Raw genomic sequence first — 24,706 nt, 5'->3', positions numbered from 1 at the left:
AAATGACACGGAGAAAAAATTTTTCGTTGGAATTCAAGCAAAGGGAAATGGAACAGGTCAGGAGACCCCCGGACAGTAAAGAAATTGGAAATGAGTTGATGGAGGAAGAGGATCGGGGGAATAGGAAGAAAAACGCTATGATTATGAAACTTAAGGAAGAAGGTAGTTGAGGGGGCCCTACATAGCGATAACATGTCTGACTACACACGAAGTTGTTGACTGCGTCTGAGAATGGGAGAGATGGGGGGATGCACGGTAGGGAAGACAAGGGCGAAACAGTCCTTTGAACCGTCCCCCGGTATTCCCCAATAGGTTTGTATTGTTGTAGCCGTCTACACCCCGCGGGCGCGGGGGATTATGACATTGGTGGATACATTCTCGGTTGGTGAATTGGGATGCAGTGGGAAAGAGATGGCTACAGGCCTAAGGGAACGAACAAGTTATGAATCATAAATATGGGAGTTACTATACAAAAAATGGGGATAGATTCTGCTCCGTACCTCCATAGGGCAGAGGTGGATCCCAAACCGGGGGTTGAACCGCCTATAAGTCAAAAATACTCTCTTTTTCAAGAGATTGATTTTATATTTGTAAAGAATAGTTTAGGAAATTATGCTTGCTAGATTGACTTGGATTTTTCTCTATCCTTATATCCCCTCTACTTTCGATAGTATATACATAATATTTATATTGTTCAGAAAATTAAATATAGAATGTAAGTATTTACTATAAAAATTGTACTTAACCCTTCTGGTTTTATGGGGGAATACAGTCCTCGTTATGTAGTGCCAATTGTACAATAGAGTCGAAATAAAAATAGATAGCATGTTCTCTCCGGCTTCATTCCCTGGTGTGCTACGGGCTGACTTTGCGCGTGGTTTTTTGCGATAATCCTACATAATGGTACTATAATTTCATAGAGTTTGTCGACTAGAGGTGTTGGGGATTTCCATCACCCCCCTGAAAGGGTTTTGATGCCCATGCGGGGTCCTCTTCGCCCCTCTCTAGTGGAAAAATTAGTCCAGATAGCGGGGGCATCTTCTCGACTCTCTTTTCTATTATGTGGCCTATTTCCCCGTGTTCCTCCCCGCTGTGGACAGCGCTCCCCCTATGACACATCCTAACGGGGATCGTTTCAACCCATCCTGCAGGGACACACCATCAGCGCGGAAGGGGGATATCCCCCCACCCACAATGCGTATACCTCTGATCACGTTTCACAAGAACGGATCCTCCCTTCCCTACTTTAGGGAGGGGAATCGCAAGGGAACCGGAACCTGTTTGTATAGTTCTTTTCCAGTAACCGGTTTCTGCGGATCGTTCCATCGGAACCATCGGGATTTTTTCCTGAAGCTTCTGTTGTCGATAGGGGTTTCATTCATGAGCCACCAACCACCCCAAAGACTTGGAAAAGGGGGGTAAACCCATATGGGGATCTTGGGAACGTCCCCGTTCTCCATGCAAAATAGCCTCCTTACACGGACTACTCTTTATTTTTCGTAGTTATTTCAATCAATGTCGTAAAAAAGAGTGCACATCTTCTTTACATGTCCAGTGAACGGGATCAGAACTTCGACAATCCATGGATTACTCTTTTTCCTATAAATTCAGAAATTTATAGGAAATGTTATGATATTTTTCAGTAATTTTTTATGGAATATTCGGGAATTGCACAATAAAAAATAGGATAGATAAGGAATCCTGGGACCACCCCTAGTTTGGGGATAAGGGTGGGGGAGGGAGGTCTAAAGGCCTCTCAAGAGCAGGTTCATTTGGGTTTTATAGGGAAGACGGAAGGCAAAAGGGGCTTTGGAGGACAAAAAGGGCCCCCTGCCGGGGCCCCGATACCCAATTTGAGATTGCCCCCCCATTTTCTTGGGATCTCCCTTATGAAAGGGAATTTTGGTGGGAATTCCTGTAAAGTAGATTTCTAGAATTCATTCCCGGCAACAGGGCGGCCCATGGTATATCCTCTCAGGAATTGACTGAAACGGGTTTCGGAACGGAGAGGGGGGTTTTGTTAGGGATTGTGTGGAACAAAGGATTGGGTAGAGTGTTTTTTGGAATAGAAGACCATTTTATTATGAACTATAGAAGGGATAAGGGGGAAGGGAATAATAGTAGATGGGGATAGTAAACGTGATAAAAAAGATCCTACCATGGGTCAATGGGGGATGATATGGGGGAAAGGAGGGGTCGTAGGAACCCAATGGACATGGTGTGGATAGCAGGGGGTTTGCTCCCCTTTGTCGAAATGGACAGTGATACCTGACATTCCAGGGGGTTTGTTCCCCCTATGTGGCCCGGTCGCAAAAGTGGGGGTGGGCTTAGCTAGGATAGTGGGTGGTTTATAAGTTGGCAGGGAGGTAATGCTGTTGAGTAGAGTTAAGGTTTTGTTGGCGGATGACAACCGGGAATTTGCCCATCTTTTGCGTGATCATCTACGGGAACAAGAGGATATGGAGGTGGTGGGTATTGCCTATCATGGGGAAGAGGTATTGAAACTCCTGCCGGAGTGTTCCCCGACCATTCTTGTTCTAGACATTATCATGCCCCATCTGGATGGTTTGGGTGTTTTGGAACGTATGCAGGGTTTGTTTTTGCAGAATCCACCGAAAATCATCATGTTGACGGCCTTTGGGCAGGAGGATACAACCCAACGTGCAGTGGAATTGGGTGCCTCCTATTACATTCTCAAACCCTTTGATCTTGATGTTTTGGTGGAACGAATTCGACAAATTATGGGCTATGTTTCCTTTTCCTCACCCCAGCGTACCATCGCTTCAGTAGCGCGTAAGCGTTCCGCCAATCTCGATGCTAGTATTACTAACGTGATCCACGAAATTGGTGTGCCCGCCCATATCAAGGGTTATCTTTATCTGCGGGAGGCTATTGCCATGGTGTACAATGAGGTGGATCTGTTGGGGGCTATCACGAAAACGCTCTACCCACGCATTGCCGAAATGTACAATACTACAGCTAGTCGGGTAGAACGGGCGATTCGGCATGCCATTGAGGTGGCATGGAATCGTGGAAATATGGATTCTATCCGTGAATGGTTTGGTTATACTATTAGTATCAATAAAGCGAAACCCACAAACAGTGAATTCATTGCTATGGTGGCGGATAAGTTGCGTCTTGAACACCGAGCTGTCTGAGATTTCTGTTTGATTCGGGAAAGAGGGTTTATTCCCTATTTTATGATAATATAATGGAAATAAATATTATTTATAAGTTTCGAAATTATCTGTGCTTGGGGTATGGTATCCATCGTGAGGATAGGATACAAGTATCGATTTTCTACGTGTGTTCATATGGATGGTTGGTTTCCAGTGGGTCGAAAAAAGAGCCTTCCCCTGGTCCGGGTAGGCTCCTGGAGGGTGGCTAACGATGAGGGGATACATTTTTATTTAAATAAATTTTATATAATATTTTATATACTATTTTACTTTTTCCATATTTTTTCATATAAAATAAATATGAATCTATATTTAATTTCTTCCTCCGGTCTCGTGATGGGCGTGAGCGAATTGGGGGTTTTTCCTACGTAGAATTAGACATTGATAATTTCCGGTTGCGTAAGAGTGGAATGCTAGGAAATCAGGGGATGCCATAGGGGCTATGATCACTAGGATGAGGCTAGGAAGAAGGGGGATACTCGGTCTGTCCGTAGTGATTGGCATGGTTAGCTTAGGAATAGGTGTACCTGTGCAATGTATATCATCTACGTCAACACATGCCTTTTTTAGCCCCCCTGTTGGGGGTGGTTGCAAGTAGGGTGGTTTAGATTGGCAGTGGGCAAAACGGGGGTGACTAGACCCATGGCCCATCGATTGAAAGAGGCCCCGGCAGCGGCTGGGGCAGGAACATATGCCGAACCGGGGGGTAACTGGGGTAAAAACAACTGACCCCGTAGTGGTCGGAACAGCGGAAGGTAATGGGACTGTATGGTCCCAACGGGTGACTGGGATTCTATCGGGGGGCTTTCTTGCCAAAGGGGGGGAAATCGCGCAGCCTATATCCGAATTTTTTGGGTTATTCGGGGTCTTCCATGGGATTTCTGCCCCTGCTCCGATATCGATATCAATAGCCGCCCATCCTTTAGCAGAAAAGACCTCTATGTAAAGGCAGGGAAGAAATTCCTCTGGGGTGGGTTGGATTATTGGTGGTTGACCCTAGGTTCCCCAGATGTTTGGGGGAACCCCCTCTTTACACAGTAGATCGCGCTCCATAGTCATATGGCGGAAACCGACAATGCTAGTCAGTGTTCATATAGCATGAACACCTCATTTATGTTCATGCAGAGTCCGTATCTGAGGTTCCGTCAGTGTTTCCTTTGGGGGGAAGGATGGTGACAGTTTTTGCAGTACTGCTTGGGATAGGTTTGTTTTTTATGGATTTCATAGGCTTCATGGTGACTGGGACAGTGGTATGGAACAACATTGGGTTGGTGGTTTGTGGGTAATTTGCGATGGGGATAGCAACTGTATCCGTAGTTGGGTTTGTATTGGGGATAGTCATACATAAGAAAACACCCTTTGTTAGTGGCGTTGGGGAAGAAAAATCGGACTCCTTAGGGGAAATACCTTCATGAATTTGGAATCTAGGGGATATAGTTTTATTCGTATTGGTTTTTTCCTCTATGTGGGACTCCCCTGTATGATGGGAGTTGGTCCACGGGGATGAAAAACACATATGCGATTTTACATTATAGGTATTGATGCAAGTAATGGTGACGGCAGTAGTCACTATCCCAACCACGTCATTTTTATTTGCTAATACTTATTAGGAAAAATTTTAAAAATGAAATAATTTATAATAGAGAATATGGTTTGTGGGGATGATCTTGTTTTTATACCACCGTCATTGTATGGATCCTATGTTTACATGGTGTTTCCTGTACTTCCGATGACGTGAAGAAAATCGGGAGCCTAAGCCTCAACAGGTGTTTTATGAGGAATTCATAGGTGCTTTTGTTTGGATTGTGGTTGGTGAGGAGGCGAATTTTGGGCAGTTTATGTATTTATTTCTAATTCATATAAAAATATTTTATATATGATAAAATAGAAAGTGAAATAGACATCTAATCTACCGTTTTCTTTTGTATATAGACATAGGAAATACAATAATGAATTAATATAAATAAATTTATTTTAATTTAAGGTAAAAAAATGTTTAAAAGACTAAATATAGAGTTGTTGCTCAATTACAAAATAGCTTATAATTTATTTAGGAAATGCCCGCGCAGAAAGGGGATTTCCACAGTCACTGTGTCGGGATAATTATCTGAATTTTTCTATATCTATAGATGAACGTAACTATTCTAATTCGCTTAATTTCCATCATGTGGTGGGGTTGTTTGGAGGGATTAGGGATTGTTCAGGTTTTGCTGGAAAAGTGAGCAGTTTTTCTTTTTCATGTGTTGCATTGCCCTTTTCATTGTATCCTATTCCTTCCATATGCTTTGCTCATGGATGGATAGGGCGAAAAATGTATAGGAGGATATTATGAGAGGTTCCCTATTTTCTGAAATAATAAACGGTAGGAATATGGTTCTTGGTTTGGCTCTGGCGGGATTGGTGAGCGGCAGTTTTATCACCCCTATGACTTTGGAGGCAGCATCTAGATCGGGTAAGAGTAGTAGTAGGCAAAGTCAACGTGGTAAGGGTAGTAGTAGGCAAAGTCAACGTGGTAAGGGTAGTAGTAGGCAAAATCAACCTTCTCAATCCCCGTCTGATTACCACAAGGACAGCCATCAGAATCAGGGTCCCCACCCGGGCTATTATCAACCCCACGCCCACGTTACTGAGGATGGTTTGGTGGCACCAATACATTCCGGTTTTAGCGGAAAATCTACAATGTTACAAGGTGCTGCGCATAATAATGGATGGTCCACTTTTAAGAACTCCGCTGCAGAGGAAGCAGGGAAAGGCGTAGGAAGTGTGGTGGGTGCAGCGGTAGGTGTAGGTGCCGCTAAGGCTAGTCAGTTATTGAATACGGATCAGGCAGCTAATGCTACGGTGAAGACTTCTGAGATTGCGGCCAGGTCATCAGAGGAGATTACGAATCGCAATAATGCGTCGTCGGAGAGAATTGCGGATAAGAACAGTGAGGCACAAAGATACATGGCGAATTCAAGTGTTAAGTCTGCACAGTTGCATGCGGATGCTACGAAGAGTCTCTACGGTGGTGCAACAGCAGGGGGTCAGCAACAAGAATCACAACAACATCCAGAAAATGGTAGTAGTGTAAGCAGTGTAGAAAACAACCCCTATTATTACGATGGGCAACATAATCAATCATACCCAGCAACTGATAATCAGCAATGGTATCCTTCGTATAGATGGGGGCAAGGGTCCTGGGGGCCTTGGTATCGCTCATAGTATGGATCCACGATGATCTTCATGATCAGGAATACGTCGGACTTTCGGAGTTTTCGGGACCCTAGGGGCTACGGAATCACAGGTGGATCCAGAGGGGTCCTATTTTTTTTATGATTTACAATAAAAAATATAATGGAGGGAATCGAATCAGTACGTTCATATTGCAATATTTTTCCCAATGTAAATAAATTTCATATATTCTATTTTGTACTACCCAGTTGTTTTTTGTTGAGCCTTCCAATCGAGGCAGGATTGAGGGTAGCTGATCCCTCATTTCGTCTCCTTTACGCACTCCAAATGAACCGATATAAAGTTGATTTTCGTTTTTTATTGGAATTAACTATATATAAAATTATATACAATTATGGACTCCTTTCTCCTTGATTTTTTTGGAAATGATAGCGAACGACCCGGGATCCATGGTAAGCCAATTTCCTTGCCATTGTTGCGGCCCTTGGCCAAACTCTAGACCTGGAATATCATTGGGTGGTTTTTCGCCTAATTTTGGATTTTAAGAGTGGATGAGATCAAGAATGGATGGTATGGGGGCCTATTTTTTCCTATACATCCTACTATTCCCTCCCTAGAATACCATGGAATACATAGGGGGCATCCAAATCTGGGCGGATGTGAACATGGGATTCCATCATGAAACATTTGACCCACTGAACAATGGCCCAACCCCTGTTTCCGGAACGGAACTTCCAGGTCCGATATGTGTGTCAAGAAGTCGGTCAAGAGATGAAGGTTGCTCGGCCCTTCGTAACCGGCTGATAGGTAGCAGGTTACAAACCGCCTAGTGCTGCTGGGGTTAAATGCCTTGGTTGTGAGCGATCTAGGAAAAGGCAGGGCATGACCCTGTCAGGTGGGAATCGGGGAGATCAGCGAAAGCGAACCGTTCGAAGACGCATCGAAAAATGTAGTCCATGTCAAAACCGATGTGGGTATCGGACGTCGGGATGAACCGTGGGGGGCGACCTATCTTCTGCCCCGGTGGCATGCGGTGTATAGGCGGGATGAACCCGATTTAGGCTCTTGATCGGAACTTGAGAGATCGTCGTACGGCGTCTGGCTGTCGCCAGATGTAAAGACCGAGGGCTAACCGAGGTTCCGTGCACGAAGTCGGATCAACCCATAGTAGTGTAGAAGCTTCTGTAATGGAAGTGGAGCGAAGGGGTTGAATTGCCTGCATGTTTCAGAGAAGTACAGCAACTTGGATGGAAATTACCGGAAGAGGAGACTGGTATGAAGCAAGCAACATCGGACCAAAATCCAGACAGATACAATATACAGCAGAAAGAGGTACTGAAGGCGTGGCATCAGGTAATGTCTAACGATGGAGGTCCTGGAGTGGATCAGCAGACGATTACCGCATTCGCATACGATCTGAGAAGTAATTTGTATGTGATATGGAATCAACTCTGCGCAGGATCCTACTTCCCCTCCAAGGTTAGGCGTGTGTGGATTCCCAAGTCATGCGGTGGAAAAAGGCCACTTGGCATATACCCACGGTAGCAGACCGGGTAGCCCAGACGGTAATAAAGAATCGGCTTGAGCCTCTCCTAGAGACCCACTTTCATGGAGATTCCTATGGATGTCGCCCCAAGAGATCAGCGCATCAGGCGTTACGTGTAACCCGTGAGCGCTGTTGGGAGTACGACTGGGGAATCGACCTCGACATAGTGGGCTTCTTTGACAACATTCCGCATCACCTCATTTTGAGGGCCCTTGAGCACGTTGGGGCGGATAAAGTAACGTTACTCTATTGCAAGAGGTGGCTTAAGGCACCGGTATTATTACCTGATGGGACGAGCGAGGAAAGGGTTAAGGGCACGCCGCAAGGTGGAGTCGTAAGTCCCCTCCTGGCCAATCTGTTCCTGCACTACGCTTTTGACCAATGGATAGAAACGGAGCACCCCGATATACGTTTTGCGAGGTATGTAGATGATATTATCGTCCACTGCCGGAACAAAGCGCAAGCTGAACATCTTCTTTCAGAAATTCGGCAAAGATTGGCAGAGTGCGGGCTGGAACTGCATCCGGAGAAGACCAAAATCTTCTACTGTGAAGATGATAGGCGGAACGGGAATCATGATGGGTCATATCCCACTTTCCGCTGTAAGATTCAAGAGCGGGTAGTCTGTGGTCCCTAAAAATTCCCTATTTGCGTCTTTTCGATTAACAATTGTTTTTATGTTTTTAATAAATAGATAGAAATTTATTGTTAAATCATATTGTAAATAGCACAAAAGGCGTTATAGGGGTGCTTTTTCTCGGAATCGTGGTTAGATATATCTTCAGAATAATTTTATTTTAATCAGGGGGTTCCCTCTGGAGGAATCCATAGGTCAGCAAAACGTCCCTCCTACACGAAACGGGAATCTCAGTAGAACCTAAAGCTCTCCCTCCCCCTGTTTTTGGTCTCTGTTTTTGCCTTTAGTCCCTTGATCTTTTGTTTTGATTCCCTTGTGTTTTTGTTCTTTTCCCCTTGCCCCCTGGCCTAGGCCAGGGGGTTTTCGCGCCCCTACCCCTCCTCCCTCCAACTCACCATTGTTGTTTGTGTTGGCCTGGCCCATTGTGTAATGGCGCCTGGCTTCTCCATCGTGGGGGCTCCAGAATGGCGCTGCTGCATGGCCTTCTTTTATCCCTCTCCCTTGTGGGGAAGGGGGGTTCTTCTATGACTGTCGTTGCCCTTATGTAGCCCTATGCGACCCTATAGTCCTTCTCACTTTTACATACGCAATTCCCGCTATTGCCCTTGGGAAACAGTCGATCCTCTACTCAAAAACTCTGTTCCATGATCCCTTCTGGATCCTCCGCGATATGCATGATGATCAACAGGGTTAGGTGAGATAAAAAAGGGAAATACAAGACAAGAGTGGGGAAATGTATAGAGGACAACCGCTTGGTTTCTGAAATGAAAAACTTAATATAGGAAAGGTTGGTTTTATGATTCCAATTGACTTGGATGTAGACAGAATGGAAAAAAGGATAGAAGAACGTATACAACATTACGAACAGAAAGGATTATCGCTTCAGGAATCCATCCCCCATGTAGTGGAAGAGATCGAGGAAGATTCTGAATGGGCTCCTGGTCCCATGGGGAGGGCTTATACTTTTATAGCCAATTATCAGTTTAAAAAACAAATTTTAGGTGGCCGGGAGAAACACCAAAGGGGTCCCGATTTCCCAAAAGTAGACCGAAATGGTTATAAAAAACGTAAAAAACGCACCAGCAAAGGAATTGTGGTTTACTATGACCCCCAGCCAAGGAAAGGGCATTTCCGATCTGCGGTTACTAAACCCTACAAAAAATATACGAAGTCGTGTATAGATATTCTTTCCTCCTTACGTAAGGCCGGTATGTCCATAAAAAAAATATCCGAATTGTCGAATGATATTCTGCGATCAAAAATCTCACGCTCCACTGTGTCAAGATTACTTATGGGACATCTAAAGGAAGAGAATAGAGGATTCAATGAGGAACCCATAAGAAACCCGCATGAAATTAGGACCGTAAAGGTGGATGCTTACTACAAACCCGTTCGTGGATTCGGGAAAGTAGCTGTCTATGTCATAAAAGCGAGTAGGAAAAATACATCAGGGATAAAAACAGATGAGGTTTTATCAAGTTTGGTAAATCCCCCCGAAACAGCTGAAACTTGGTATGAAGCCCTCCAAAATGTTTACGACCGTGGTTTACGGATGGGTCCTGATACCCTTTTTATTGCTGATGGTCATAAGGGAATCAGAAAGGCGCTAAGCCAAGTATATCCCGAAGCAGGTTTTCAAGGGTGTCAATTCCACAAAATGGTGAATCTTTACCAGGCCTTCAGAAAGGATAGACCGAGAAAAAAAGGAGTGAAGTGGGAACCCATCCGAAGCCGGATTTATCAAGACATTTTTCATGTTCTTGACAAAAAAGAAGCCCTTCATGGCTTGATACGCTTTAGTGATGACTATCAATCCAAGTTGCCCAAGCTCGTTGAAGGTCTATGGGCTTCCTTTGATGATGTGACAACGTATCTCGATTACGACCTAGCGGATGCTGTTCAAAATCGTACAACGGGTTCCTTAGAGAGAAATCACAGGGAGGCCAGACGTTATACGAATGGAGTGAGCTGTTATCCTACCCTTGATTCATTCCAAAGGGTGATTGATTCCGTGTATAAAAATTTCAACTTAGAGCAGGCAAAGAAACTTAGTGGGATGGATAATCACTCTGTGTCCGCATGGGGACTGGGAGAATTCGCTATCCCTGCCATGTATCCCCTATCTTCACACTAAAAAAATAATATTCTTACATTTATTTTCAGGAAAACCAACCTACCCTGAGTATGGGTATGGCTTCCATTTTTTTACATAATTGCCATTTACAGTAATTTTTTATGTTTTATTATAATTTTTAAATTATTGTGTAATTTTAACTTTTATTATGTATGTCAATGGTTATAATTCATTACGATGATATGATTTCCGAAGGATGGGGAACCCAAGAAAGTCAATCAGGGGGAGATTACAACCGAAAAAGGGATATCACCTCATGATGTTGTTGCCTTTGATTTTCTAGGGTACGCATTCAAGGCCCGTGAGGTCAGAAGTCGTCGTACAGGGGTGAGATTTGTGGGTTTCGTACCAGCCATAAGCCAAAAATCTAAAAGCAAGATAGCTAGGCAAGTTGGGAAGCTGGGCATCCCAAGTAGAGTGGGCATAGATCTGGAGGAGATAGCAAACCTTCTCCATGCCAAACTCATGGGATGGCTTACCTATTATGGCGCCTTCTACCCTTCGGCCATTAGGAGTTTCTTGCGTGACCACATCGACCAAGTTCTGGCTCGATGGGCCACGAAGAAATACAAAAAGCTGAACAATTGGAAAAAGGCCCTGAGATGGGTTCGATATATACGGGGAAAGTACCGAAGGCTGTTTGTACACTGGCATCTGAATAGGACAAGATCCTAATGGGGCAATAAGAGCCGTATAATGGGAGACTATTAAGTACGGTTCTGTGAGAGGGTTGGCTGAAATGCCAGCCCTACTCGACTCAGACAGGATCCGAAAACATTTAGGGATTAGGTCTTTCCCACTTTTTACCTATTGAAATCCATAGGATTGATTGGGGAAATAGGAGGGCGGATCATTTTTGTAATGATCTGCCCCTACCCTTCCTCCAGGGGACAGGGGTTCATCATTCCCTATCCCCGGATGTTTTTTTCTTCGTATTTCATGCTAACAGGGTTCCCAGCGTACCTGGCGGGCGATGAGCCAGCGTCTCTCTACTTCTGTCCAGTTCACAACCGCCCACCAGTTCCTGATATAGTTCTGTTTTCGGTACGTATATTGCAAAAAGTAGGCGTGTTCTGCCATATCCAATGGGAGAAGGGGGATGGACTCCCATTGTGTTAGATTAGGATGTTTGTCTGTCATTAGGATCGCAGTGCGTTGGGAACGAGGGCACCAGGTCAGAATAGCCCACCCCGACATCTCCACTGCCAGGGCTGCCTCTTCAAACTGTTTTTTGAAGGCTGCGAGGCTACCGTAGTCGTCCTCCAATTGTTTTCTTAATCTGGCGGGGGGTATGGAGACCGCAAAAGGTCTCATCGTTTCCCAGAACAGGGTATGTAGATAATGTGCTGCGCCATAGTAGGCGGCATCACGTTCCAGACAACGAATGGATTCGTAATTGTTACTCTCACGGGCTTTCTTTAGGGCTAATTCCGTCTTATTGAGGGTTTTTACATAACCACAATGGAGTACCCTGTGGTGAATGATCATAATTCGCTCCACAATGTAGGGTTCTAGGGCATCATAGCGGTAGGCGAGGCGGGGTAGCTCGTGGCCCCCGATGGGGACGGGTTGCAGTGATTCCCTGTCCCTAGGTGGTGATGGATTTTCGTTTTGTGTGGGAGTTGGAATAGTAGGGTAGCTTGCCATCCAAGGATAAATATAAGGGGGAGGCATAAGGTAAAGTGGCCTTGGATTGTACATGGTGCTTTGGCTCCTCATCTGAAATGGTTGGGGGGAAAGTGTAGGGAATCGTGTGTCAAGGAGTCGTCCAAGGGAGGGAGATTGTTTGTCCTTTTATAATCGGTTGATAGGTAGAGAGGATTAAGAACCGTTTGGTGCCGATGGGGTTAAAGTTATTTTGGTTGTGAGCGATTGTAGGAAAAGGCAGGACTGGACCTTGTCAGGTAGGAATCAGGGGAGTCATCGACCAGCATCAGGATAGATCAAGGGGGATGATAGGACCCTATCTACTTACCATCCTGGCGGCATGATGTTAGGGGGGCATAATAGGTTGCGAGCGACTAAGGAAAAGGAGGACATGATCCCGCCTCATCAGGCCAGTGTTGATGAGAGGATTAGCGTGGGCGAACCGACCGATAGCGCATCATGTGTCAAGAAGTCGTTCAGGAGTTGAAGGTTGCTCGGCCCTTCGTAATCGGATGGTAGGTAGAAGGTTACAAACCGCCTAGTGCTGTGTGTCAAGAAGTCGTTCAAGAGATGAAGGTTGCTCGGCCCTTCGTAACCGGCTGGTAGGTAGCAGGTTACAAACCGCCTAGTGCTGCTGGGGTAAAGCGCCCTGGTAGTGAGCGATCTAGGAAAAGGCAGGGCATGACCCTGTCAGGTGGGAATCGGGGAGATCAGCGAAAGCGAACCGTTCGAAGACGCATCGAAAGGCGTAGTCCATGTCAAAACCGAGGTGGGGCACTAACGTCGGGATAAACCGTGGGGGACGACCTATCTTCTGCCCCGGTGGCATGCGGTGTACAGGCGGGATGTGTGTCAAGAAGTCGTTCAAGAGATGAAGGTTGCTCGGCCCTTCGTAACCGGCTGATAGGTAGCAGGTTACAAACCGCCTAGTGCTGTGTGTCAAGAAGTCGTTCAAGAGATGAAGGTTGCTCGGCCCTTCGTAACCGGCTGGTAGGTAGCAGGTTACAAACTGCCTAGTGCTGCTGGGGTAAAGTGCCCTGGTTGTGAGCGATCTAGGAAAAGGCAGGGCATGACCCTGTCAGGTGGGAATCGGGGAGATCAGCGAAAGCGAACCGTTCGAAGACGCATCGAAAGGCGTAGTCCATGTCAAAACCGAGGTGGGGCACTAACGTCGGGATAAACCGTGGGGGACGACCTATCTTCTGCCCCGGTGGCATGCGGTGTACAGGCGGGATGAACCCGATTTAGGCTCTTGGTCGGAACTTGAGAGATCGTCGTACGGCGTCCGGCTGTCGCCAGATGGAAAGACCGAGGATAAACCGAGGTTCCGTGCACGAAGTCGGATCAGCTCATAGTAGTGTGGAAGCTTCTGTAATGGGAGTGGAGCGAAGGGGCTGACTCATCCTGAGGAGGACAGTAAAATGAAACTTTAGTGGGAGATCCGCTGGAGGAGATCACTGGAACCTCGGAGCAACATCCCTATAATCGAAGTATGACCTAAAGGGTCTGAAGATTGGGATGGGATGAGAAGAGCTGGATGATGCGAGAGTATCACGTCCAGTTCTGTGAGGGACTCGGCTGAAATGCCGGGTCTACTCGACGCTGGTGTGGAAACACCCCGGTGGTGAGCGATCTAGGAAAAGGCAGGGCATGACCCTGTCAGGTGGGAATCGGGGAGATCAGCGAAAGCGAACCAGCCGAAGACGCATCGAAAGGTATAGTCCATGTCAAAACCGATGTGGGTCCCGAACGTCGGGATGAACCGTGGGGGATGACCTATCTACTGCCCCGGTGGCATGCGGTGTTCAGGCGGGATGAACCCGATGTAGGCTCTTGATCGGAACTTGAGAGATCGTCGTACGGCGTCTGGCTGTCGCCAGATGTATAAAGACCGAGGACAAACCGAGGTTCCGTGCACGAAGTCGGATCAGCTCATAGTAGTGAGGAAGCTTCTGTAATGGAAGTGGAGCGAAGGGGCTGACTCATCCTGCGGAGGACAGTTAGATGAGAACTTTAGCGGGAGATCCGCTGGAGGAGATCAAACGACAACTTTAGTGGAGATCCACTATAGGAGGTCACTGGAACCTCGGAGCAACATCCCCATAATCGAAGTAGGACCTAAAGGGTCTGAAGATTGGGATGGGATGAGAAGAGCCGGATGATGCGAGAGTATCATGTCCGGATCTGTGAGGGACTCGGCTGAAATGCCGGGTCTACTCGACGAAAGGGGCCGTTCATGTCAGAATCGGGGTATGGATCCCTTTATCCTTAGGACTAAAGCTATGGATATAGAGACCTATCATCCTAGCATTGTGCGGTGTACAGGCGGAATGAACCTTCAACACGTACTTTTCTGGGAATTGTTGTGCGGGTGCCTAGCGGCCGATCGTCGCCAGGTTGTAAAGATCAGGGGATATCGAGGGTCGTTCCTACATACAGATGCGGATTGGTTCGTAGTAGCGTATGAATCCATGTAATGGGAGGAGCAAAGGAACTGGGTTTCCCTGACTGGTTCCAGAAAGATCAAGTGGAAAAACGATGGATCATACCGGTCCTGTAGTCAACACAATAATCATATGGACATATATGTTGTGCGCCGTTGATTTGTATGGGGTGGGAGGGACCAGATAACGCGGAGGGTGTTGGAGTTCGTTTCCATGAAGGTCTCTGATGGAAATACCGGGCTTATTCGACGTTGTATGGTGAACCTGGTTGCTGTCCGATGTAAAATACCCTAGGTTGGATCGGGAGTCCGGTGTACAGGGTTGGACCAGCCTATGGTAGTGAGTAGGAGCTTTCTCAATCGAGGGGTAGGATCTGAATGGTTTGAAGATTGGGATGGAACGAAAGAGGACGGATCACGCGGGAGTGTTGGGTTCATTTTTGTGAGGGGATACTGATATGGAATACCGTGTTTATTTTTTTGCCCCCTTTCTTGGTGTTCCAGCAGGGGTAATCCTCCGTGTGGATGGGGTTTTCAGATGGATGAATGTGGGACTGTGGAATGGAAACGCCCCTTATTGGATTTATTTTATTTTTTATAAATAGTAAAAATTCACAAAGTTAACAATTTGTATTTTGTTTATGGGTTTTCCTTCCCCTGTATTTTATATGTGATGGATAAGAATTCATTTTTTATGGGGTAATAAAAGCTGCATAATGCGAGAGCATTACGCGTGGTGCTGTGAGAGGGTTGGCTGAGATGCCGGCCTCTACTCAATGATGTTCTGGGTAGGGTGGGAATTGTTGGATTGTTTCTTTCCGCGATAGAACCGGATTAAAAATTCCCCTGGAAGAATGGACACACCTGCTCGGATGTTGCCATCGAGTGTGTCCATTGGATGTAGCTTGGGGGATAAGTGAAAATAATTGGTTTGTGTTGGGATTGGTTTCCACTGTATATATTTTTCTATTTTGCGGCTCGGTTTTTCCGGTATGCCTTATCATTGTGAGGGGGGATTGTGGGCAGGATAGTATGATCCCGTGTATCGATAATCCTCTAATTTTCTGCAATCTATGGATTGGGGGGGTGTGTTACGGATCGGTTATCTCCGTTGGGGATCATCCATTCGTTCCCCATTTGCCATCGGACTGAAGGGGGTGGTTGGGCTGGATATGGCTCTTCCTTTCCCCACTTTATCGTTTTTTTGTTCATAATGTGATGATAGATATGCTTTATGAAGAAGAGCATGTCGTAGACAGATTTCCGTACCTGTTGTCTCTTTACCCCATTTTGTGGTACGCATAGGAACGGGTGGGGGGATACTATTTTTTCCGTTTTTTGCGTAATGTGGACGTAATGATGATCCCTTAGGGAAAATGATTTCCCCATGTGTGCTTCTATCGCATGGAGGGAATGAGGTTTTTATTCGATAGGGTTCCGCGCCCGATTCCCCACGTGGTATGCTTAGGGGGGAGAAGGAGCGTTTTTCCGCTATGATGGTGGTAATCGATTTGATAGATGATGGGTATGCAGTAACCGTTCTCTACGTGGCCCCCCTCTTCTGTCGACGTGCCCGGGTGGCCTTTCGCAGGCGAGCTGTAGTTTGGTAACGATAATAAAAGAGGCCAGAAATGGGGGCAAACCCGGCGAGGAAGGATAAGAGGTAGATTATGGTCTCTATCCATGAAAATTCCTGTCCACTGAGGATGGAGAAACAGAGGTCACGTAGTTGTGTCCATGCCCACACGGAGAAGATGACGGGCAAAGCTAGAATACAAAGTATCACAATCCGATAAAAACGATGCATGGTCACTGGCACCCCTTTTGTTTTTAGCGCCATTGTATCGCAGGGGAAATCTTATTCACAACAGATGGATCACCCCGTTGCATTTGGGGGCATCGCAATTTTATGATTTACGCTATTTCATATTTTCATCGGTTTGACTAGATTTGCGGTGGAGGGTGGTCCTAGAAGAAGAGCAAAAAGAGGGGTGTTGTTTCTCATGGTGCCGTTTCGTGAGATGGAGGACCATGGTTGTGAACAACTGGTATTTTGCCACGATCCCGCGACGCAGTTGCGGGCCATTATCGCTATCCATGATACCACCCTGGGTCCTGCCCTAGGGGGGTTGCGTATGCTGCCCTATGCCACTTCAGCGGAGGCGGTAAGGGATGTCGTTCGTCTTGCCCAGGGTATGACTTATAAGTCGGCTTTGGCAGGCCTTCCCTTGGGCGGGGGAAAGGCTGTTATCATTGGTGATTCCATGACGGATAAGACTCCTACCCTCATTCGCTCCTTTGCGCGAGCCGTGCAGCAGTTGCACGGTGTATACATTACGGCAGAGGATATGGGAACCACGGAACAGGATATGCAGGAGATTCGTGACGTCACCCCCTATGTTACGGGTTTCAGGAAGGAGGCGGGTGGATCAGGTGACCCGTCTTCCCTCACCGCCTATGGGGTTTTCCGTGGTATTCAGGCAGCCCTAGGGCACAAGGAGGGCAGTGATTCCCTGCGGGGGAAACACGTGGCGTTACAGGGGGCGGGGGCTACCTCTACCCATCTCTGCCGTTACTTGGCAAAAGCGGGTGCCGTACTCACTGTGGCTGACTACATTCCTGAGCGTGCGGCTTATGTGGCCCGGAACTACGGGGCTACGGTGGTAGATCCGGGGATTCTTCATAAGACAGCTTGCGATGTTTTTGCGCCCTGTGCCCGGGGGGGCATTCTGAACGATCAAACCATACCCCAACTTCGTTGTAGGGTAATAGCAGGTTCTGCTAACAATCAATTGGAGGATCCCCCCCGTCATGCTGCAGCTCTGGCGACTCGTAATATTTTGTATGTTCCCGATTATGGTATCAATGCGGGGGGATTGATTTGTGTAGCTGATACGATGTTACACGGTTATGATGAGGCTATGATACGAGAACGGGTACATACGATTTATGATACGATTCAGGTGCTATTGGATACAGCGCAGCGGAAGTTCGTTACGCCACTTGAGGTGGCTGATTGTATGGTAGAGGATCGTTTGCGGGGGGCCAGGGAACAGCGGAAGGACTGCCCCTCGGGGTTCTACGGTCCCGCAAGGGTGCGAAAGTGATGGGGGTGGTCTGGGGAGGAGGGGACGATGGGGGAGTCAGTGCACCGTATGCTTGGTATTTCCGATGCACAGTTATTTTCTATGTATCAAACGATGCGATTGGCCCGTACAGTGGATGAGAGGCTCTGGTTACTCAATCGGGCAGCCAAGATATCCTTTGTTGTTTCCTGCCAAGGTCATGAGGCTGTACAGGTGGGAAGCGTTGCTGCACTGACGCCGCGGGAGGATTGGTTTTGTCCTTATTACCGTGATCTTGGTATGATGCTTGCTTTGGGGCAGACCCCTCTAGATGCTATGTTAGCGGCTTTTGCTCGTCGTGATGATCCTAATAGTGGTGGGCGACAGATGTTGGCCCACTATAGTGATCGCAAACGGAGGGTTTTGAGTGGTTCTAGTCCCACGGCGACGCAGGTTTTGCATGCCGTTGGAATTGCCTATGCCATGCGTTTGCGCAAGGAGCGGGGGGTTGTTTTAGCCTCATGTGGTGAGGGTGCCACGAGTCAAGGGGAGTTTCACGAGGCCTGCAATTTCGCCGGTGTATACCACTTGCCCGTTATTTTTCTTGTGCAGAACAATCGTTATGCGATTTCTGTTCCCCTGACCCGGCAAGTGGCCGGGGGGAGTATTGCAAAACGAGCGGCGGGGTATGGTTTTTACGGTGTACATTTGGATGGGACGGATATCTTTCAGGTGTATAGGACAGTGCAAGAGGCCGTACAGCGTGCACGCGATGGGAGGGGTCCGACGTTGTTGGAGGCATGGGTGCCCCGATTGCGGCCCCACTCTAGTGATGATGATGATCGAGTTTATCGGACAGAGGTAGAACAAATGCAGGATCACCAACAGGACCCTTTGCCGCGTTTACGTCAATATTTATTTCAATTCCGTTTGGCGAGTGAGTCAGAGTTGAATCGTTGTGATCAACAGGCGGTAGAACAAGTGGATGAGGCAATTCGCCAGGCAGAGGCAGCGCCGTTCCCCAATCCTAGTACTCTAGGGCGATATGTTCGTGCTGGAGTTCACAGGGAGGGACCGGACGATGGCAGTTCTTTCCTATATTGAGGCGATTACTGCGGCTCTCCGAACGGAAATGGAACGTGATCCGAATGTTTTTCTCCTGGGTGAGGACATAGGGCAGCTTGGTGGGGTCTTTCGCGTCACAGCGGGACTTCAGGCGCAGTTTGGCGCTGATCGGGTTCTGGATACGCCCCTCTCAGAGGCAGCGATTGTGGGTGTAGGGATTGGTGCCGCCGCTTATGGGTTGCGTCCCGTAGCCGAGGTGCAATTTGCTGATTTTATCTATCCAGCTTGCAATCAAATCATCAGTGAGGCGTCCAAGTTACGTTATCGTTCCCATAATAGTTTTACTTGTCCCTTAGTCATCCGCGCCCCCTACGGTGGTGGTGTGCATGGCGGTTTGTATCATTCGCAATGTGTGGAGGCCTCTTTCACCCATGTTCCTGGTCTGACGATCGTTATGCCTTCTACACCCACGGACGCAAAGGGTTTGCTGCAGGCAGCTATTCGTAGTGAGGACCCTGTGTTGTTTTTTGAGCACAAGAAGATGTATCGTTGGCCCAGTTTGAGGGAGAAGGTTCCTGAAGGGGGGCGTCTACCGGAGTTAGGTAAGGCGCGTGTGCGGAGGGAAGGAACGGATGTGACTGTCATTGCATATGGGATGGCAGTTCATTGGGCTATGGAGGCGGCACGGCTGTTGACAGATGAAGGTTTCTCTGTGCATATCCTGGATCTGTGTACGTTGGTTCCCCTAGATAGGGAGGCCATTTATCGGGCAGTTGCCAGGACAGGTAGGGTATTGATTGTCCATGAAGATAATCGAACGGGGGGATTTGGTGGGGAGGTAGCAGCCTGCATTGCGGAGAATGCCTTTTGGGTGCTTGACGCTCCCATCCGTCGTGTAGCGGCTCCCGATGTACCTGCGGTTCCGTACAGCGATGTGTTAGAACAAGCCTTTTTGCCTAACGCCAAAACGGTGGCATATGCTCTGCGATCATTGATACAGGAGTAGGTTTTTGTGTAGAGTGTGGAGGGATAGTGAATGAGTATGATACGCATGCCGCAGTTGGGCGAGAGTGTGACGGAGGGGATGATTAGTTGTTGGTTGAAGAAGCCAGGAGATCCTGTAGCTCTCTACGAGCCCATTTGTGAGGTAGCAACGGACAAGGTAAATGCTGAGGTACCCTCCCCCTATACAGGGGTGATGGCGCGGATTTTTGCCCCGGCGGGCAGCACCATTGGTGTTGGTAAGCCTATATGTCAAATTGTGGCTGATCAGGCGGAATTTCAAGCATTGGCTTCCCAGTCCGCTGGGTTTCCCACAGCGTCGGTTTCGTCGGGGGGGGAAGGGAGCGGGGAGTCAGTAGTGGGTGGTCGCCATAGTGAGCCGGTGGAGATTTTGGAACCGGGGGAGCGTATGGAGGCCCGTTATCCGACGTTGTCCTCGTCCCAGGTTGAGGATTTAGTACCGCCATCGGAAATTGTGGATCGCCCCCCAACGGATCAACAGGGGGAAGAGGGGGGAGAATCCCCATCTGCAGCCCGACTACGAGGGAGAGTGGCTCCCGTTGTGGCCCGTTTGGCGGAGCAGTATAATGTTGATATCAGCGAGGTTCCGGGTACGGGTAGGGGTGGCCGTGTAACCCGTGACGATGTTTGGAAATGGATCCAGAAGCAGCAGAAAGAGGATGGAGAGGGGGGGATTAGGGATCGCAGGGTACCTGTTTCCACCAGTGGGGCCCATGCATTACCCGTTTGGGAGGGAGAGGGTGGTGCGGTTGTTGATGAGCCTGCCCTTTTCAGCCAGGAGAAGATGTCGAAGGAGGTAGAACCTGTTCTGTCCGTTGCGATGGAGGAGGGGGGGATCCCTGTGGTATCCGACCTTGTCGAGGAAGGGGTATTCACTGGGGAAAGAACGTCTCCCGCCGAATCAGTTTCCGATGCATCTGCCCCACCTTCGGTTCCCTCTTCTCCCTCTCCCCCTTCATCATCAGTTCCCGGTCGTGATTTGCCGTTGACACCGATGCGTAAGATAATTTCGCAGAGGATGGTGCAAAGTTGGCAGACAGCACCCCAGGCCTGGTTGATGATGGAGGCGGATGTTTCTGGATTGGTGGCACTCCGGAATCAGGAAAAGGATGCGTTTCAGCATCGCGAGGGCGTACCACTTACGTATCTGCCCTTTTTCTTGAAGGCCGCCGCGGAGGCCTTGCGGGAGTGTCCCTCGGTAAATGCCTCCTTTGTTTCCGAGGATGTAGGGATTCGGTCCTATCGTAACGTTCATATTGCTGTTGCTATCTCCCATGGTTCAGGTTTGTATACGCCCGTACTACGAGATGCAGATACGCTCAGTCTACATGGTCTGGCACAGGCTACACAGCGTTTGATTGATCGCACCCGTCAAGGGAAGCTATCACCTGAGGATTTGCAAGATGCGACGTTCACTCTCAATAACACGGGCGCGTTGGGATCGGTGGTTTCCCATTCTATCCTCAATCCACCCCAGGCGGCCATGTTGGCTTGTGAGGTTATTCGCCGTGTACCTGTTGTGGTGGATCATGATATGATCGCAATCCGTGATCGCATGAATTTATCCCTAACAATTGATCATCGCGTCTTAGATGGATCTGGGGCTGCTGCTTTCCTGCATGCGGTAAAGGAACGCCTGGAAGCCTATTCGCCTACACAGTCGATTTGAATTTGGGGTTCTTTTGTGGTGGGGACGCAAGAATGTTTCGGAATTTAGTCAAAAGAATAGGATTTTTGATATAGGGGCCTGCTCTGAGGAAAAGAGCTGGCTTTTTGGTGTTAGGAAGTTTATATAGTGAAAAAACGATAGGGATTATAGAATCTGTTCCAGGATAAGGGGTTTGGGTGTTCCCCGGGGGATATTTTGGGGGACAAATCTTAGAGAATGGAATTTGGGATCCAAAATAGGGAGACTCTTGAGTGGGGAATGTTCTCATACCATGGGGATGCGAATAACCCTCTCTCATTTACGTTTATTTACTTACGTATAGGAGTAATTACCACCCAAAATCTTGTTTTATTGATATGGAAAATTACTTATACAATATATAGAAATTAGGATATCCACAATCGATACCCTTGTTTTCATAAATATAATTTATGAAATTATAATAAAGGAGTAATTGTATATATAGGTTGATAATAATGCACATAGCGATCCGTTTGACGGGTACCTCAAGAGGGATTTTCTTTCCTAATCTTTCATAAACTGAAGATGATTACTTATGTAATTTCATGGGGGAAGGTCCCCAATTCTTTGGGATCGGAGGAAGCGACATTCTTGACATATAAATTCCTAATTTCACATACATTATGGAAATAATAAATATGAACAAAAATAAAATTTATAGATATAAGATATTATATAAAATTATTTAAATAAAAAAATGTCCTTTCTGTCGTTAGTCACCCCCAATGGGGTAAGTACAGTCCAACGAAGAAAGAACTGTGCAAGATCTCTGGTAGCCCTTCTACCGCATAGGGAAAGTTTCCTAGTCATGATAGTGTATCGGTAGGGTCTTTCTTGTATGGGTTGGGTTTGATACAATAGTCCCCGAGCAGAGTGTGATGGGACGATGCGGGAAGTATATGGGGCTCCTTTAGGATAGAGGGGTGTTCCCCTTTTGGGTTTCCGGGGGGTCATTGGGTGAAGGGGAGTGGAACATCAGGAAATAACCAGGTAAAAGTTGCCAAACCGGTTACTCCCATGATCCCTAGGGTCAACATTCCACCGAGAAAGGCCCCTGCACGGTTTCCTGTACGGATATTGTAGAGGGTACCCATGATGCTCAGTATGGTGACGATAATTAGAACCAGGGTTGTTCCTGTTTCCAGCATAGGTTGTACCAACGGAAGCACCTCCTTCCTTGTGGGAGAATGGAGTGGTAGCCAAAGGGTATGAGGGGGTAAAAAGGTGGATTTCTCCGGGTAGTAAGGGATACCGCGATGGGAAATTTCCGTGGCACTTCCCACTGTCCGTAGTGGATAGAAAACGCGGATTTGACGGAATGGATCCCAGCTAAACAGAACCGATGATCAAACATAATAACTAACCACAAGAACTAGGATTGTGAACCATACAATGATTTTGATTACACGGGGTGACACAATGGCAGACTCACCACCTTCGGGAAGAATAAAGGGGATGATGGATGGGATGCTCCCATTGTAACCCTTCTGAGGGTTTTTCTTCAACCGGATCGGGGATCTACATAAGGATAGTGTGGGGTGTGAATGGCTCCAAAATTCAACATGGTGTGCAATAGATCCGATATTCTGTCATAAAAAGGGGTCGGTATGATTAATCCGCAGCGTTTGTTGGATCAGTTTATTACCCTGGTTCAAATTGACAGTGAAACAGGACAAGAGCGGGCCATTTGCGATTACCTTCTACAACGTTGTGAGCAATTGGGACTCATAGCCCATGAGGATGATAGCATGGTTCGAACAGGACATGCGGCGGGTAATATCATCGCCCGTAGTAGGACGGAAGGTACACCTGTGCTTTTCAGTTGTCATATGGATACCGTAAAACCCGGTGTTGGTGTACAACCACGGGTGGGGAAGGATTATGTAACCTCCGATGGGACAACGGTTTTGGGTGCAGATGATAAGGCAGGTCTAGCAGCTCTTCTAGAGGGTTTGCAGGTTTGGCAGGAGAAGGGACGCACATTACCTCCTCTCGAAATCGTATTGACAGTAGGCGAGGAGGCAGGTTTGGTGGGTATGCGTAATATTGATTCCTCCTGCCTACGTTCCCCCTACGGTTTTGTGCTGGATTGTGATGGGGATGTGGGATCGATTGTGGTATCGGCTCCCGCGCAAGCAGTGCTACAGACAACAATTTATGGTCGTTCCGCTCATGCAGGTCTGATGCCTGAGAAGGGCATTAGTGCAATCCGAATCGCCAGCCGTGCCATTTCGCATATGCGGCTAGGCCGTATTGATGCGGAGACCACGGCCAATATCGGGCGCTTTCAAGGCGGCGTTGCTTCCAATATCATTCCCGATCATGTGGAAATTCTGGCGGAGGCACGTAGTTGCAATGAGGCTAAGCTTAACACGCAGGTGGATCATATGGAGAGGATTTTCGTTCGGACGGCAGCCACTTATGGTGGGGAGGTAGCTATTACCGTAGAAAGACCCTATGCCAGTTTCAACCGAACGAGGGAAGAACCTGTAGTGTTGCATGCTACCAGAGCTGTGCGCTGTATAGGTCGTACGCCAAAGTATGTACGTAGTGGTGGAGCTAGTGATGCTAATGTATTGACAAGCTACCGGATCCCGACGGTGAACTTAGGGATTGGGTACGAGGACGTGCATACTACCAAAGAGAGAATTTCCCTGCGGGAGTTGAATAAGGCTGCTGAATTGGTGGTGGCCCTATGGGAGACTTGCGAACACTACCAGGAGTAGGTGTGTTTTCCTGTATCCTGGTCCGTATGGTTGTATCTAACAGTGAAGCCCATAACATTTCGGTTGAAAGGGTGCAGACATGTTCTCCGGGTTAAAGCGTGTCTTGATCGGCAGGCCTTTGCGTACTACACAGCTTCAGGATGAGCGATTGCCGATCTGGAAGGCTTTACCGATCCTCGCATCGGACGCATTATCCTCCTTAGCTTATGGAACCCACGAACTGTTGCATATTCTCGCTCCCCTGGGTTTTATCGGTTTGAGCCTCTCCCCCTATTTGACGATTCCTATTGTTCTGTTATTGGCTTTGTTGATCCTTTCCTATCGACAGGTTGTGCATCAGTACCCTAATGGGGGGGGGGGCCTATGTCGTTGCTAAG

Annotated in this window: 23 protein-coding genes; 19 read left to right on the top strand and 4 right to left on the bottom strand. The window is 47.6% G+C overall.

All coding sequences use genetic code 11. From position 1 onward, the window contains the following. Positions 1–2: 2 nt before the first annotated feature. The gene (locus tag PPRES148_RS11380; RefSeq protein ID WP_187820714.1) at positions 3–170 is read left to right on the top strand and encodes a hypothetical protein; all 168 of its coding nucleotides are present in this window, start codon (positions 3–5) and stop codon (positions 168–170) included. Between the two features lie 991 nt (positions 171–1,161). On the opposite strand, the gene PPRES148_RS12320 is transcribed toward PPRES148_RS11380, so the two are convergent. Further along, entirely contained in the window at positions 1,162–1,335 is a 174-nt protein-coding gene (locus PPRES148_RS12320) for a hypothetical protein (protein ID WP_223127980.1), read from the bottom strand. A 1,040-nt stretch (positions 1,336–2,375) separates the two neighbouring features. Here PPRES148_RS12320 and spo0A point away from each other — a divergent pair. The 9 genes from spo0A to PPRES148_RS05965 all read left to right on the top strand — a co-directional run bounded on the left by spo0A (position 2,376) and on the right by PPRES148_RS05965 (position 11,345). Then, the gene (gene spo0A / locus PPRES148_RS05985) at positions 2,376–3,158 is read left to right on the top strand and encodes a sporulation transcription factor Spo0A (RefSeq protein WP_149453670.1); all 783 of its coding nucleotides are present in this window, start codon (positions 2,376–2,378) and stop codon (positions 3,156–3,158) included. Between the two features lie 609 nt (positions 3,159–3,767). Next, positions 3,768–3,908, top strand: coding sequence for a hypothetical protein (locus tag PPRES148_RS11370; RefSeq protein ID WP_187820712.1), 141 nt, complete (start codon positions 3,768–3,770; stop codon positions 3,906–3,908). 1,599 nt (positions 3,909–5,507) lie between these two features. Then, on the top strand, positions 5,508–6,383 hold the full coding sequence (locus PPRES148_RS05980; RefSeq protein WP_149453669.1) for a hypothetical protein: 876 nt from the start codon (positions 5,508–5,510) through the stop codon (positions 6,381–6,383). A 635-nt stretch (positions 6,384–7,018) separates the two neighbouring features. Further along, entirely contained in the window at positions 7,019–7,183 is a 165-nt protein-coding gene (locus tag PPRES148_RS11365) for a hypothetical protein (RefSeq protein WP_187820711.1), read from the top strand. A 65-nt stretch (positions 7,184–7,248) separates the two neighbouring features. After that, the gene (locus PPRES148_RS11360; RefSeq protein WP_187820451.1) at positions 7,249–7,422 is read left to right on the top strand and encodes a hypothetical protein; all 174 of its coding nucleotides are present in this window, start codon (positions 7,249–7,251) and stop codon (positions 7,420–7,422) included. A gap of 143 nt (positions 7,423–7,565) precedes the next feature. Continuing rightward, on the top strand, positions 7,566–7,898 hold the full coding sequence (locus PPRES148_RS11350; protein ID WP_187820710.1) for a hypothetical protein: 333 nt from the start codon (positions 7,566–7,568) through the stop codon (positions 7,896–7,898). Further along, the gene (locus PPRES148_RS05975; protein WP_187820709.1) at positions 7,859–8,536 is read left to right on the top strand and encodes a reverse transcriptase domain-containing protein; all 678 of its coding nucleotides are present in this window, start codon (positions 7,859–7,861) and stop codon (positions 8,534–8,536) included. The genes PPRES148_RS11350 and PPRES148_RS05975 overlap by 40 nt, the downstream gene beginning before the upstream one ends. Before the next feature lie 796 nt (positions 8,537–9,332). Then, a complete protein-coding gene (locus tag PPRES148_RS05970) occupies positions 9,333–10,670 on the top strand; it encodes an IS256 family transposase (RefSeq protein WP_149453264.1) in 1,338 nt (445 codons plus the stop codon). A 336-nt stretch (positions 10,671–11,006) separates the two neighbouring features. Next, a complete protein-coding gene (locus PPRES148_RS05965; RefSeq protein WP_187820708.1) occupies positions 11,007–11,345 on the top strand; it encodes a group II intron maturase-specific domain-containing protein in 339 nt (112 codons plus the stop codon). Positions 11,346–11,612: 267 nt separating this feature from the next. Here the strand turns inward: PPRES148_RS05965 and PPRES148_RS05960 are convergent, their stop codons facing one another. Next, positions 11,613–12,371 carry a superoxide dismutase gene (locus PPRES148_RS05960; RefSeq protein ID WP_223127979.1) on the bottom strand — a complete coding sequence of 253 codons (759 nt, stop codon included), beginning with the start codon at positions 12,369–12,371 and terminating at the stop codon, positions 11,613–11,615. Between the two features lie 741 nt (positions 12,372–13,112). Here PPRES148_RS05960 and PPRES148_RS12910 point away from each other — a divergent pair. From PPRES148_RS12910 to PPRES148_RS05955, 3 genes are all read left to right on the top strand, one after another. Next, complete coding sequence (locus PPRES148_RS12910) at positions 13,113–13,247, top strand: hypothetical protein (protein WP_281289901.1); 135 nt, start codon at positions 13,113–13,115, stop codon at positions 13,245–13,247. A 733-nt stretch (positions 13,248–13,980) separates the two neighbouring features. Continuing rightward, complete coding sequence (locus PPRES148_RS11345; RefSeq protein ID WP_187820525.1) at positions 13,981–14,154, top strand: hypothetical protein; 174 nt, start codon at positions 13,981–13,983, stop codon at positions 14,152–14,154. Positions 14,155–14,503: 349 nt separating this feature from the next. Continuing rightward, a complete protein-coding gene (locus PPRES148_RS05955; RefSeq protein ID WP_149453666.1) occupies positions 14,504–14,794 on the top strand; it encodes a hypothetical protein in 291 nt (96 codons plus the stop codon). A gap of 1,509 nt (positions 14,795–16,303) precedes the next feature. Here PPRES148_RS05955 and PPRES148_RS05950 read toward each other — a convergent pair. Further along, positions 16,304–16,567, bottom strand: coding sequence for a DUF2627 family protein (locus tag PPRES148_RS05950; protein ID WP_246142958.1), 264 nt, complete (start codon positions 16,565–16,567; stop codon positions 16,304–16,306). A gap of 196 nt (positions 16,568–16,763) precedes the next feature. Here PPRES148_RS05950 and PPRES148_RS05945 point away from each other — a divergent pair, with 196 nt between their 5' ends. From PPRES148_RS05945 to PPRES148_RS05930, 4 genes are read left to right on the top strand one after another with little or no spacing between them, the layout of a single operon-like run. Next, positions 16,764–17,867, top strand: a complete 1,104-nt coding sequence (locus tag PPRES148_RS05945; RefSeq protein WP_149454259.1) for a Glu/Leu/Phe/Val family dehydrogenase — start codon at positions 16,764–16,766, stop codon at positions 17,865–17,867. Between the two features lie 27 nt (positions 17,868–17,894). After that, positions 17,895–18,929 (top strand): thiamine pyrophosphate-dependent dehydrogenase E1 component subunit alpha, encoded by a 1,035-nt coding sequence (locus tag PPRES148_RS05940; RefSeq protein WP_149453664.1) that lies wholly within the window; start codon positions 17,895–17,897, stop codon positions 18,927–18,929. Continuing rightward, entirely contained in the window at positions 18,907–19,896 is a 990-nt protein-coding gene (locus PPRES148_RS05935; protein WP_149453663.1) for an alpha-ketoacid dehydrogenase subunit beta, read from the top strand. Before PPRES148_RS05940 ends, PPRES148_RS05935 begins: the two co-directional genes overlap by 23 nt. Before the next feature lie 30 nt (positions 19,897–19,926). After that, complete coding sequence (locus PPRES148_RS05930; protein WP_149453662.1) at positions 19,927–21,582, top strand: dihydrolipoamide acetyltransferase family protein; 1,656 nt, start codon at positions 19,927–19,929, stop codon at positions 21,580–21,582. Positions 21,583–22,553: 971 nt separating this feature from the next. On the opposite strand, the gene PPRES148_RS05925 is transcribed toward PPRES148_RS05930, so the two are convergent. Then, positions 22,554–22,763, bottom strand: coding sequence for a hypothetical protein (locus PPRES148_RS05925; protein ID WP_149453661.1), 210 nt, complete (start codon positions 22,761–22,763; stop codon positions 22,554–22,556). 447 nt (positions 22,764–23,210) lie between these two features. Here PPRES148_RS05925 and PPRES148_RS05920 point away from each other — a divergent pair, with 447 nt between their 5' ends. Both PPRES148_RS05920 and PPRES148_RS12550 read left to right on the top strand, forming a co-directional pair. Then, positions 23,211–24,329 (top strand): M20/M25/M40 family metallo-hydrolase, encoded by a 1,119-nt coding sequence (locus PPRES148_RS05920; RefSeq protein ID WP_149453660.1) that lies wholly within the window; start codon positions 23,211–23,213, stop codon positions 24,327–24,329. Between the two features lie 79 nt (positions 24,330–24,408). Further along, entirely contained in the window at positions 24,409–24,705 is a 297-nt protein-coding gene (locus PPRES148_RS12550; protein WP_246142913.1) for a hypothetical protein, read from the top strand. The last annotated feature ends 1 nt before the right edge of the window (position 24,706 follow it).

The organism is Pasteuria penetrans, assembly GCF_900538055.1.
In the GTDB taxonomy this organism is placed as follows: Bacteria; Bacillota; Bacilli; order Thermoactinomycetales; family Thermoactinomycetaceae; genus Pasteuria; species Pasteuria penetrans.
The sequence above is the reverse complement of the archived record's forward strand: the minus strand, read 5'-3'. Positions and strand labels throughout refer to the sequence as shown.